This window comes from Streptomyces sp. SS8, from assembly GCF_054072955.1.
On the sequence record NZ_JBSVCZ010000041.1, the window covers coordinates 19,372 to 30,866 of the forward strand.

The 11,495-nt window shown below is 72.8% G+C and carries 9 protein-coding genes; 7 read left to right on the top strand and 2 right to left on the bottom strand.

Features of this window, described 5'->3' with window-relative positions; translation table 11 throughout:
* Positions 1 to 82 precede the first annotated feature (82 nt).
* Entirely contained in the window at positions 83 to 1,171 is a 1,089-nt protein-coding gene (locus ACW69E_RS26595) for a FecCD family ABC transporter permease (RefSeq protein WP_457500842.1), read from the bottom strand.
* Positions 1,168 to 2,232 (bottom strand): FecCD family ABC transporter permease, encoded by a 1,065-nt coding sequence (locus ACW69E_RS26600; protein WP_457500849.1) that lies wholly within the window; start codon positions 2,230 to 2,232, stop codon positions 1,168 to 1,170. The genes ACW69E_RS26595 and ACW69E_RS26600 overlap by 4 nt, the downstream gene beginning before the upstream one ends.
* A gap of 144 nt (positions 2,233 to 2,376) precedes the next feature.
* Between ACW69E_RS26600 and ACW69E_RS26605 the strand changes: the two genes are divergently transcribed.
* The 7 genes from ACW69E_RS26605 (at position 2,377) to ACW69E_RS26635 (ending at position 11,464) form a co-directional block, all read left to right on the top strand.
* Complete coding sequence (locus ACW69E_RS26605) at positions 2,377 to 3,414, top strand: ABC transporter substrate-binding protein (RefSeq protein ID WP_457500843.1); 1,038 nt, start codon at positions 2,377 to 2,379, stop codon at positions 3,412 to 3,414.
* A gap of 94 nt (positions 3,415 to 3,508) precedes the next feature.
* Positions 3,509 to 4,441, top strand: a complete 933-nt coding sequence (locus ACW69E_RS26610) for a siderophore-interacting protein (RefSeq protein ID WP_457500844.1) — start codon at positions 3,509 to 3,511, stop codon at positions 4,439 to 4,441.
* A 202-nt stretch (positions 4,442 to 4,643) separates the two neighbouring features.
* Positions 4,644 to 6,140 carry a pyridoxal phosphate-dependent decarboxylase family protein gene (locus tag ACW69E_RS26615; protein ID WP_457500850.1) on the top strand — a complete coding sequence of 499 codons (1,497 nt, stop codon included), beginning with the start codon at positions 4,644 to 4,646 and terminating at the stop codon, positions 6,138 to 6,140.
* Positions 6,141 to 6,171: 31 nt separating this feature from the next.
* Complete coding sequence (locus tag ACW69E_RS26620) at positions 6,172 to 7,473, top strand: lysine N(6)-hydroxylase/L-ornithine N(5)-oxygenase family protein (RefSeq protein ID WP_457500845.1); 1,302 nt, start codon at positions 6,172 to 6,174, stop codon at positions 7,471 to 7,473.
* On the top strand, positions 7,470 to 8,042 hold the full coding sequence (locus tag ACW69E_RS26625; RefSeq protein WP_457500846.1) for a GNAT family N-acetyltransferase: 573 nt from the start codon (positions 7,470 to 7,472) through the stop codon (positions 8,040 to 8,042). The genes ACW69E_RS26620 and ACW69E_RS26625 overlap by 4 nt, the downstream gene beginning before the upstream one ends.
* 32 nt (positions 8,043 to 8,074) lie before the next feature.
* Positions 8,075 to 9,910, top strand: coding sequence for an IucA/IucC family protein (locus ACW69E_RS26630; protein ID WP_457500851.1), 1,836 nt, complete (start codon positions 8,075 to 8,077; stop codon positions 9,908 to 9,910).
* Between the two features lie 9 nt (positions 9,911 to 9,919).
* Positions 9,920 to 11,464: a DHA2 family efflux MFS transporter permease subunit gene (locus ACW69E_RS26635; protein ID WP_457500852.1), complete on the top strand. Its 1,545-nt coding sequence runs from the start codon at positions 9,920 to 9,922 to the stop codon at positions 11,462 to 11,464.
* Positions 11,465 to 11,495 lie beyond the last annotated feature (31 nt).

The following is an 11,495-nucleotide window of genomic DNA, read 5'->3' on the forward strand; positions in this document are numbered from 1 at the left end:
TGGGGGTGTCCGACCGGGGCGGTGTCCTGAGAGGCCTGGAGGTCCTGGGGACCGTGGAGGCCGCGGACCACCGCGGAGGTGTTCATATCCGTCCCGCCTTCCGCTGGGTGGTCAGCAGCCACACCAGATAGCAGCCGCCGAGGAGGCCGGTGACGACGCCCACGGGGATCTGCCGTCCGGTGAAGAGGTTCTGGGCGGCCCAGTCGGCGATCACCAGCACGGCCGCGCCCATGCAGGCGGCGGGCAGCAGGTTGGGGCCGGGCGCGCGGGTGAGGCGCTTGGCGAGCTGGGGCGCGGTGAGCGCGACGAAGGAGACCGGCCCGGCGCAGGCCGCGGCGAAGGAAACCAGGACGACGGCGGAGCCCAGCGCCGTGGTGCGGGCGCGCTCGACGCTCACGCCGAGGGCGTGTGCCGCGTCGTCGCCCATCTCCGTCATCCGCAGGGCCCGTCCGCAGCCCAGGACGGCGACCGGGCCCAGTACCGCCAGGGCGATCAGCAGCGGGGTGAGTTCGGGCCAGCCGCGGCCGTCGAGGCTGCCGGTGATCCACAGGATCGCGCGGGCCGCCTCCATCAGCTTGCCGCGGGTGAGCAGGTAGCCGTTGACGCCGGTGAGCATCGCCAGAACGCCGATGCCGGTGAGCACCAGCCGGTAGCCGTGCATCCCCCGGCGCCAGGCGAGGGCGTAGATGAGCAGTCCGGTCAGCAGCCCTCCGGCGATGGCGCCGCCGGCCAGGGCCGCGCTGCTGCCGCCGGCGAGGACGACGAGCAGCGCGCCGGTGGAGGCGCCCTGGGTGATGCCGAGCATGTCGGGGCTGCCCAGTGGGTTGCGCACCACGGACTGGAAGACGGCGCCGGCCAGGCCGAGCGAGGCGCCGACGAGGAGGGCGGCGAGCACGCGCGGCAGCCGCAGCTCGTTGACGATGAAGTCCTGGGCGGGGGTGCCGCCGCCGGTGAGGGTGGTCAGCACCTCGGCGGGGCTCATGGGGTAGTCGCCGCTGCCGATGGTGACGATGCCGGCGGCCAGGGCCGCGAGCAGGCAGACTGCGGCGGCGATCAGGGCGCGGGGGCGGAAGCGGAGGCTGAGCGCCGGCCCGGCGCGCAGGGTTCTCGTCCCGGCTTCCCCGCCGGCTCCCGCGGCGGTTCTCGTGGCGGTCCTCACGGCACTCCTCATGCGGCGGCCACCTTCCGCCGGCGCAGGACGTAGAGGAAGAGGGGGCCGCCGAGGACGGCGGTGACGACGCCCACCTGGAGCTCGCCGGGGCGGCCCAGAAGCCGGCCGAGCACATCGGAGCCGAGCAGCAGCACGGGGGCGAGCACCGCGCAGTACGGCAGCATCCAGCGCAGGTCGGGGCCGGTGATCGCGCGGACCAGGTGCGGCACCATCAGCCCGACGAAGACGATGGGGCCGGCGGCGGCGGTGGCCGCGCCGCACAACAGGGTCACGGCGACGATGCAGGCGGCGCGGACCTTCTCCGGCCGGGCGCCCAGGGCCCGGGCCTGGTCGTCGCCGAGCGCGAGGGCGTTGAGCGGCCGGGCCAGGGCGAGGGCGACCAGGGCGCCGGCGGTGATGAACGGCAGTACCTGCTCCACGGCTTCCGTCCGGGCCGAGGCCAGCGAGCCGACGGTCCAAAAACGCATCCGCTCCAGCGACGCGGCGTCCAGGATCATCGCGGCGTTGACGTAGGAGTACAGGGCGGCGTTGAGCGCCGCTCCGGCCAGCGCCAGCCGTGCCGGGGTCGCCCCGCGCCCGCCTCCTACGGCGTAGACGAGGACGGAGACGACCGCCGCGCCGGCCAGGGCGAACCACACGTAGCCGGTGAATCCGGTCACTCCGAGGAAGGCGATGGCGGTGACCACCGCGGCCGAGGCGCCGGCGTTGATGCCCAGCAGCCCGGGGTCCGCCAGCGGGTTGCGGGTCAGCGCCTGCATCACGCAGCCGGCCAGGCCGAGGGCCAGGCCGACGAGCAGCCCGAGCATGGTGCGCGGCAGCCGCATCTCGTGCACCACGCTCCAGGTCGCGGAGCCGCTGTCGAAGAGCCCGGACCAGACCTCGCCCGCCGACAGCGGCCGGGCGCCGAAGCCGAGGCTCAGCACCAGCAGGACGAGCAGAAGGGCCACGGCGCCCGCCAGCCCGGCGGAGCGCAGGGCGGTACGGGTTCGTGTCGGCGGTCCCTCCACGGCGGGGGGCGGCGCCGGCTCCGTTCTCTCCCCCGCGGGGCTCGGTTTGATCAGTGACACGTGCGGACTCCGGTGGGCCGGGGGGAGATCGGCGACCGCCCCCTTGGGCTCGAACTTTGGTTAGGTTAACCTAACAGCCGCGGCCGGTCGCCTGAACACCTGTCGCATCCTTGTGCGTTTGCTCAGAGAGGCCCAGTCATGTCCTACGCAAGAACCGCCAACCTCTCCCGCCGGGGCATCCTCGCGGCGGGCGGTGCCCTCGGCCTGGGTGCCCTGCTCGCGGCGTGCGGGGACGGTGGTTCGCAGACGTCGGACAAGACCGCCGGGAAGGACGGCGGCCCCTGGTCGTTCACCGACGACCGCAAGAAGAAGGTCACCGCCGACAGGACCCCCGAGCGCATCGTCGCCTTCACCGGCACCGCCGCCGCCCTGGCCGACTTCGGCCTGAAGGACCGGATCGTGGGCGTCTTCGGCGAGACGCTCCTGGAGGACGGCTCGGCCCACCCGCAGGCCGGCGACCTGGACGTGAAGAAGATCGAGGTCATCGGCAACGCCTGGGGCGAGTTCGACATCGAGAAGTACGCCGCCCTCAACCCCGAACTGCTGGTCACGCACCAGTACGACGCCGGCTCGCTGTGGTACGTGCCGGAGGAGAGCTCGGGCAAGATCCTCAAGCTGGCCCCCAGCGTCGCCGTCCAGGTCGCCGAGGTCTCCCTGCTCAAGCCGATCCAGCGCTACGCCGCCCTGGCCGAGTCCCTGGGCGCCGACCTGAAGTCCAAGCAGGTCACCGACGGCAAGGCCCGTTTCGAGGCGGCGGCCGAGAAGCTCCGCAGGGCGGCCGGGGCCAGCGGCGGGCTGCGGGTGCTGGCCGCCTCCGGCAGCGCGGACTACTTCTACGTCTCCACCCCCGCGCCCGCGGCCGACCTGAAGTACTTCGCCGAGCTGGGCGTCGAATTCGTCGTCCCCGAGGACGTCAAGGCCAGCGGCGGCTACTTCGAGAGCCTCAGCTGGGAGAACGCCGGGCAGTACGAGGCCGACCTGATCATCCTGGACAACCGCAGCACCGCCCTGCAGCCGAAGGACCTGAAGTCCAAGCCCACCTGGGAGTCGCTGCCGGCGGTGAAGGCCGGCCAGGTCGCCGAGTGGGACCCGGTGCCGCGCTTCTCCTACCAGGGCGCCGCCCCGCTGATGGAGAACCTCGCCGACGCCATCTCCAAGGCGAAGAAGCTCGGCTGAGCCGGGGCCGGGAAGGCGCCGCGGCGTCCCCGGCCCCGATCCCGCCGCCCCGAGACCGCGCAGGACAGCAACCTCCGAGAAGGAGAGCCCGCAGATGACACCGCGCACCGCCATCCCCGCCGCCCCGCCCGCCGTCTCCACCGCGGCCCACCGGCCGCCGCCGGCGCCCCGTCTCGCTCCGGCCGCACGCCCGGCCTCGCCGTTCGACTTCTTCGAGGCCTCGGTCGTGCGCACCGCGCGACTGGGACCGTCCCTGGTCCGGATCACCTTCGGCGGGGAGCGGCTCGGGCGGTTCGCGGGCGGCGGGAGGGACCAGAGCTTCTCGCTCTTCCTGCCGCAGCCCGGCCAGAGCGAGCCCGTCGTCCCGGTGGAGCTGGGCGACGGCTGGTTCGCGGCCTGGCGGGCGACGGACCCGGCGGTGCGCGCGGTCATGCGCTCCTACACCGTGGCCGCGCAGCGCCCGGAGGCGGGCGAGGTGGACGTCGACTTCGTCCTGCACGGCGACAGCGGGCCCGCGACCCGCTGGGCGCGGCGCGCCCGGCCGGGTGACCGGGTCCGCCTGCTGGGCCCGGTGACCCCGGAGAACAAGAGCGTCGGCTTCCGTCCTCCCGCCGGCACGGACCGGGTGCTGCTCGCCGCCGACGAGACGGCGCTGCCCGCCGTCGCCGGGATCCTGGCCTGGCTGCCGGCCGGCGTCCGGGCGCGGGCGTGGGTGGAGGTGCCCCGGGCCGGGGACGTACGGCCGCTGCCCACCGCGGCCGACGCGGAGGTCACCTGGCTGGTCCGGGAGGACTTCCGGCGGCACGGCGCGGTGGTCGACGCCGTGCGCGAGGCCGTGCTGCCCCAGGAGGTGTGGGGCAGCGCGTACGCGTGGCTGGCGGGCGAGGCCGCCGCGGTGCGGGCGCTGCGCCGCCATCTGGTGTCCGAACGGGGCCTGGAGCGCGGCCGGGTGGCCTTCTCCGGGTACTGGCGCCTGGGCGCCTCGGAGGAGGACCTGCGCACCGAGGCGCTCGCCGACGCCGCCTGACGGGAGGTCAGGCCCGCACAGAGCCCCACGTACCACCCGCGGTACGAGGGGCTCCCGCATGATCAGGGTAAGTTAGGATAGCCTTACCTAAGTTTCCCGCTCCCCCGATTCGGAGGACCCGCGCGTGAGCCCCCAGGGATCCGCCTCCCCTCTCGCTCCTGCCGACACTGCCGACCCCGTCGGCGGCGACCCCCGCTCCCATCTGCTGAACGACTCCACCGCCGAGTACTACCGGCGGCTGGTCTCCGAAGGCGTGGCACGGGTCGCCCGGACCGTCGCCGGAACCAGCCGCCCGTTCACCGGTGTCACCCCGGGCGAACTGGCCCCGGTGGTCGACGGCATCGACCTCGACCGCCCCCTGGGCGACCCGGCCGCCGCCCTCGACGAGCTGGAGCGGGTCTACCTGCGCGACGCGGTCTACTTCCACCACCCCCGCTACCTCGCCCACCTCAACTGCCCGGTGGTGCTCCCCGCCCTGCTCGGCGAGGCCGTCCTCTCCGCCGTCAACTCCTCCCTGGACACCTGGGACCAGAGCGCCGGCGGCACCCTGATGGAGCGCCGGCTCATCGACTGGACCGCCGCCCGCATCGGCCTGGGCCGCGCCGCCGACGGCATCTTCACCAGCGGCGGTACCCAGTCCAACCTCCAGGCGCTGCTGCTGGCCCGCGAGGAGGCCCTCCGGCTGCTGCGGAAGAACTCCCCCACCCCGCCGCCGGTCTGCGAGATGCTGCCGAAACTGCGCGTCCTGACCTCCGAGGCCGGCCACTTCTCCGTATTGAAGGCCGCCAAACTCCTCGGCCTGGAGCCGGGGTCGGTCGTCTGCGTGCCCTGTGACGGCGACCGCCGGATGCGCACCGACGCCCTCGCCCGCGAGCTGCGCCGCTGCCGGGAGGAGGGCCTGACGGTGATGGCCGTCTCCGCCACCGCCGGCACCACCGACTTCGGCTCCATCGACCCCCTGCCGGAGATAGCCGAGCTGTGCCAGGAGGCCGGGACGTGGTTCCACGTCGACGCCGCCTACGGCTGCGGGCTGCTGGCCTCCACCACGCGCCGCCACCTGCTGAACGGCATCGAACGGGCCGACTCGGTCACCGTCGACTACCACAAGTCCTTCTTCCAGCCGGTCAGTTCCAGCGCCGTCCTCGTCCGCGACGGCGCCACCCTGCGGCACGCCACCTACCACGCCGACTACCTCAACCCGGCCCGCAGCGCCGAGAAGCGCATCCCCAACCAGGTCGACAAGTCCCTGCAGACCACCCGGCGCTTCGACGCGCTCAAGCTGTGGCTGACCCTGCGCATCATGGGCGCCGACGCCGTCGGCGCGCTCTTCGACCAGGTGGTGGACCTCGCCGCCGAAACCTGGCGGATCCTGGAGGACGACCCCCGCTTCACCGTCGTCACCAGGCCGACGCTGTCCACCCTGGTCTTCCGCTACACCCCCGGTACGGAGGCCGGCGCGGGCGCCGACGAGACGGCCGTGGACCTGGCCAACCTGCACGCCCGCGAGGCCCTGGCCGCGTCCGGCGAGGCCGTGGTCGCCGGAACGGTGGTCGACGGCCGCCACCACCTGAAGTTCACCCTGCTCAACCCGGAGACGACGACGGACGACATCCGCGCCGTCCTCGACCTGATCGCCGGGCACGCCCAGGAGCACCTGGCCTCCGTCGCCGCCCGCCTCAGCGGCTCGCCGGCCGCCTGAACCACCGGATCACCAGACCAACGGAGACGACGTGTCCACCCCTCACGACTTCATAGCCATCGGGCTGGGCCCCTTCAACCTGGGGCTGGCCTGCCTGACCGAGCCGGTCGACGACCTCGACGGGCTCTTCCTGGAGAGCCGCCCGGAGTTCGACTGGCACCCCGGCATGCTGCTGGACGGCGTCACCCTGCAGACGCCCTTCATGGCCGATCTGGTGACCATGGCCGACCCCACCTCCCCCTACTCCTTCCTCAACTACCTCAAGCAGTCCGGGCGCCTGTACCAGTTCTACATCCGCGAGAGCTTCTATCCGCTGCGCGCCGAGTACAACGCCTACTGCCGCTGGGCCGCCGGCCGGCTGTCCGGTGTCCGCTTCGGCCGCGAGGTCACGGCCGTCTCCCACGACGAGGCCGAGGGCCTGTACACCGTCACCGCCCGCGACACCTCCACCGGCGAACTCACCGAGCACCGGGCCCGCCATCTGGTGCTGGGCACCGGCACCCCGCCGTACGTCCCCGAGCCCTGCGAGGGACTGGGCGGCGACGTGATCCACAACTCCCGCTACCTGGAGCACAGGAAGGCGCTCCAGGCCAAGGAAAGCATCACGATCGTGGGCAGCGGGCAGAGCGCCGCCGAGATCTACCACGACCTGCTCTCGGAGATCGACACCCACGGCTACCGCCTGAACTGGGTCACCCGCTCCCCGCGGTTCTTCCCGCTGGAGTACACCAAGCTGACCCTGGAGATGACCTCCCCCGACTACATCGACTACTTCCACGCCCTGCCCGAGACCACCCGGCACCGGCTGGAAAGCGAGCAGAAGGGCCTGTTCAAGGGCATCAACGAGGCCCTGATCAACGACATCTTCGACCTGCTGTACGCCAAGAGCGCCGCCGGACCCGTCCCCACCCGGCTGCTGACCAACACCGCGCTGACCTCCGCCTCCCACGACGAGGCGAGCGGCACCTACACCCTGGGCCTGCATCAGGTCGAACAGGGCAAGGAGTTCACCCTCACCACCGAGGGCCTCGTCCTTGCCACCGGCTACCGCCACCGCGTCCCCGCCTTCCTGGACGGGATCCGCGACCGCCTCCGCTTCGACTCCTCGGGCCGCTTCGACGTCGCCCGCAACTACAGCGTCGACGTCACCGGACGCGGAGTCTTCCTGCAGAACGGCGCCGTCCACGCCCACAGCGTCACCTCGCCGGACCTGGGCATGGGCCCGTACCGCAACTCCTGGATCATCCGCGACATCCTCGGCCGCGAGGTCTACCCCGTCGAGAAGTCCATCACCTTCCAGGACTTCGGCGCCCCCGAGGGAGGCATCGCGTGAGCGACGTCCTCTTCCACCGCGAGGACCCGGAGCTGGGGGGATTCTCCGTGGTCGCCCTCGACCCCGCCGCCGACGCGCCCCTGCTGCACTCCTGGGTGACCCACCCCAAGGCCGTGTACTGGATGATGCAGGACGCCGACGAGCGGCAGGTGGCCGACGAGTACCGGCGGATCGCCGAACACCCGCACCACGACGCCTTCCTGGGTCTGCACCGCGGCACCCCCGCCTTCCTCGTCGAGCGCTACGACCCGGCCCGTGTGGAGCTGGCCGGGCTGTACGACCACCGGGAGGGCGACGTCGGGATGCACTTCCTCACCGCGCCCTCCGACGCCCCGGTCCACGGGTTCACCCTCGCCGTCATCACCACGGTGATGGCGATGCTCTTCGACGACCCGGCCACCCGCCGTGTGGTCGTCGAGCCCGACGCCCGCAACACCGCCGTGCACGCCCTCAACTCCGCCGTCGGCTTCGAGGTCGCCGGCACGATCGCCAAGCCGGAGAAGAAGGCCCTGCTGAGCTTCTGCACCCGCGAGAGCTTCGAGGCCGCCACACGAGGAGCCGCCCTGTGACCGCCGCCTCCCCCCACGCCGTACCGAACGCCGTGCCGCAGCCCGTACCGCGGTCCGTACCGCGGTCCGATCCGCACCGGGCCGTGGCCCATCTGACGCCCGGCAACTGGGACACCGCCGTACGGCTGCTGCTGCGCAAGGCCCTGTCGGAGTTCTCCCACGAGCGCCTGCTGGTCCCCGCCGACCTGGGTGGCGGACGCTACGCCGTCACCGGCGGCGAGGACGGGGACGGCCGCGAGGCGACCGAGTACCGCTTCACGGCCCGCCTGATGGCGCTCGACCACTGGCAGATCGACGCAGGCAGCATCACCCGCCACCGCGGCGGCGCCGAACTGCCCCTGGACGCCTTCGCGTTCTTCACCGAGTTCCGCGGCGTCCTGGGCCTGAGCGACGAGATCCTGCCCGTCTACCTGGAGGAGATCAGCTCCACCCTGGCGAGCACCGCGTACAAGCTGGCGAAGGAGCCGGTCACCGCCGCCGAGCTGGCCGGCTCCGGCTTCCAGGCGATCGAGACCGGTATGACCGAGGGCCACCCCTGCTTCGTCGCCAACAACGGCCGCCTCGGCTTCGGGATCCACGAGTACCTGGCCTACGCGCCCGAGACCGCGGCCCCGGTACGGCTGCTGTGGGTGGCCGCCCACCGCGACCACACCACCTTCACCTGCTCGGCCGACACCGACTACCACACCCTGCTGCGCGCCGAACTCGGCGAGGAGACCCTCGGCCGCTTCGACTCCGTGCTGCGCGGCCAGGGCCTGGACCCGGCGGACTACCTGCTGATCCCCGTCCACCCCTGGCAGTGGTGGAACAAGCTCGCCGTGACCTTCTCCGCCGAGGTGGCCCAGCGCCGGATCGTGCTGCTGGGCGAGGGCGAGGACGAGTACCTGGCCCAGCAGTCCATCCGCACCTTCTTCAACACCTCCGCCCCGGGCAAGCACTACGTCAAGACGGCCCTGTCCGTGCTGAACATGGGCTTCATGCGGGGCCTTTCGGCGGCCTACATGGAGGCCACCCCCGCCATCAACGACTGGCTGGCCGACCTGGTGGCCAAGGACCCCGTCCTGCGCGCCACCGGGCTGGAGATCATCCGCGAGCGCGCCGCCGTCGGCTACCGCCACCCCGGCTACGAGGCCGCCACCGACCGCTACTCGCCCTACCGCAAGATGCTCGCGGCCCTGTGGCGCGAGAGCCCCGTCCCCGCCCTGGAGGAGGGTCAGCGCCTGGCCACCATGGCGTCCCTGCTCCACACCGACACCGAAGGAGGCTCGCTGGCCGCCGCGCTGATCGAGCGCTCCGGCCTGACCCCCGAGGCCTGGCTGGGCCGCTACCTGGACGCCTACCTCACCCCGCTGCTGCACAGCTTCTACGCCTACGACCTGGCGTACATGCCGCACGGCGAGAACGTCATCCTCGTCCTGGAGGACGACGCGGTGGCGCGGGCGGTGTTCAAGGACATCGCCGAGGAGATCGTCGTGATGGACTCCGGCGTGGAGCTGCCGCCCGAGGTGGAGCGCATCCGCGCCGAGACGCCCGAGGACATGCGGCTGCTGGCGATCCTCACCGACGTCTTCGACTGCTTCCTGCGCCACCTCGGCGCGATCCTCGCCGACCGGGGCGTGCTGAGCGAGGACGCCTTCTGGCGCACCGTCGCCGAGGCGGTGGTCCGCTACCAGGAGTCCGTGCCGGAACTGGCCGGGCGGTTCGAGCGGTACGACATCTTCGCCGAGGAGTTCGCGCTGTCCTGCCTCAACCGGCTCCAGCTGCGCGACAACCGGCAGATGGTGGACCTGGCGGACCCCTCCGGCGCGCTCCAGCTCGTCGGTAGCCTGAGGAACCCCATCGCCCCCTACGCCCCGGGGAGGGCCTGACACACCGTGGTGACGACCGACCCGGCCACCGGCGCCGGCCCGGCGCCCAGTCCCGCACCCGACTCGGCGGCGGCCGGACCGCCCGGCGGGCACCCCGCCCGCTGGGCGATCCTGGCCGTGGTCTGCCTGGCCGAGCTCGTCGTGGTGCTCGACAACACCGTGCTCAACGTGGCGATCCCGTCGCTGACCGGCGAGCTGGGCGCTTCCACCGCCGACATCCAGTGGATGATCAACGCCTACGCGCTGGTGCAGGCGGGCCTGCTGCTCGCGGCGGGCAACGCCGCCGACCGCTACGGACGCAAGCGGATGCTGCTGACCGGGCTGGCCCTGTTCGGGGCCGGCTCGCTGGCGGCGGGGCTCGCCTCCTCCTCCGCCCAGCTCATCGCGGCCCGCGCGGGCATGGGCGTGGGCGCGGCGCTGCTGCTGACGACCACCCTCGCCGTCGTCATGCAGGTCTTCGACGCGAGCGAGCGGCCGAAGGCCATCGGCCTGTGGGGCGCCGTCAACGCACTCGGCTTCGCCTCCGGGCCGGTCGTCGGCGGGCTGGTGCTCAGCCACTACTGGTGGGGGGCGATCTTCCTGATCAACATCCCGGTGGTGCTCATCGGTCTGGTCGCCGTCGCGGTCCTGGTGCCCGAGAGCCGCGATCCGCGCGGCGGCCGCCTCGACCTGCCGGGCCTGGTGCTCTCCGTCACCGGCATGACCTGTGTGGTCTACGCCGTCATCGCCGGCCCGGAGGAGGGCTGGGGCTCTCCCCGGATCCTGGTGCCGGCCGTGCTGGGCGCCGCCGTGCTGGCGCTCTTCCTGCGCTGGGAGCGGCGCACGGAGCATCCGATGCTGGATCCGGCCCTGTTCCGCAGCCGCCGCTTCACCGGGGCGGTGACGGGTGTCGTGCTGATCACCTTCGGCAGCGGCGGCGCCCTGTACCTGCTCACGCAGCAGTTCCAGTTCGTCCGCGGCGACAGCCCGCTCCAGGCGGGTATGGCCGTGGCGCCCTTCGCGCTCACGGTGGTGCTGGTGAACTTCACCGGCGCCTCCGCACGGCTGATCGCGCGCTTCGGCCTGCCGGTGATGATCGCCTCGGGCATGGCCGTGATGGCGGCCGGCCTCGCGGTCGTCGCACTCGTCGGCGACGGGGGCTACGGCGGGATCCTGTTCGGCCTGGTGCTGATGGGGGCGGGCTGCGGCTGCGCCAATCCGGCCATCGCCGAGGCCGTCATGAGCTCGATCCCCAAGGAGAAGGCGGGCGCGGGAGCCGGTGTCAACGGCACTCTCAGCGAGATGGGCGCCGGTCTGGGCGTCGCCGTCCTGGGCGCGGTCCTGGCCTCCCGGTTCGCCGCCCTGCTGCCGGACTCGGCCGGCGCCGCGCAGTCGCTGCCCGCCGCGCTGGCCCGGGTCTCCCGGGAGGCGGATCTGGCCGCGGTCGCCGAGGCGTTCGCCTCCGGTCTGCGAACCGGTCAGCTGGCCGGCGCCGCGGCGGTCCTCGCGGGCGGCTGCGCGGCCGGTCTGCTGCTGGGCCGCGCCGGGCGTTCCGCCACCGGGAAGGAGAGCTGAGCTTGACTTCCTCCCCCTCCTGAAGGTGAGC

Excerpts from the sequence above, each read along its gene's own strand:
- ACW69E_RS26610 (WP_457500844.1), top strand. The coding sequence starts at position 3,509 with ATGACACCGCGCACCGCCATCCCCGCCGCCCCGCCCGCCGTCTCCACC.
- ACW69E_RS26595 (WP_457500842.1), bottom strand. The coding sequence starts at position 1,171 with ATGAGGAGTGCCGTGAGGACCGCCACGAGAACCGCCGCGGGAGCCGGC.
- ACW69E_RS26605 (WP_457500843.1), top strand. The coding sequence starts at position 2,377 with ATGTCCTACGCAAGAACCGCCAACCTCTCCCGCCGGGGCATCCTCGCG.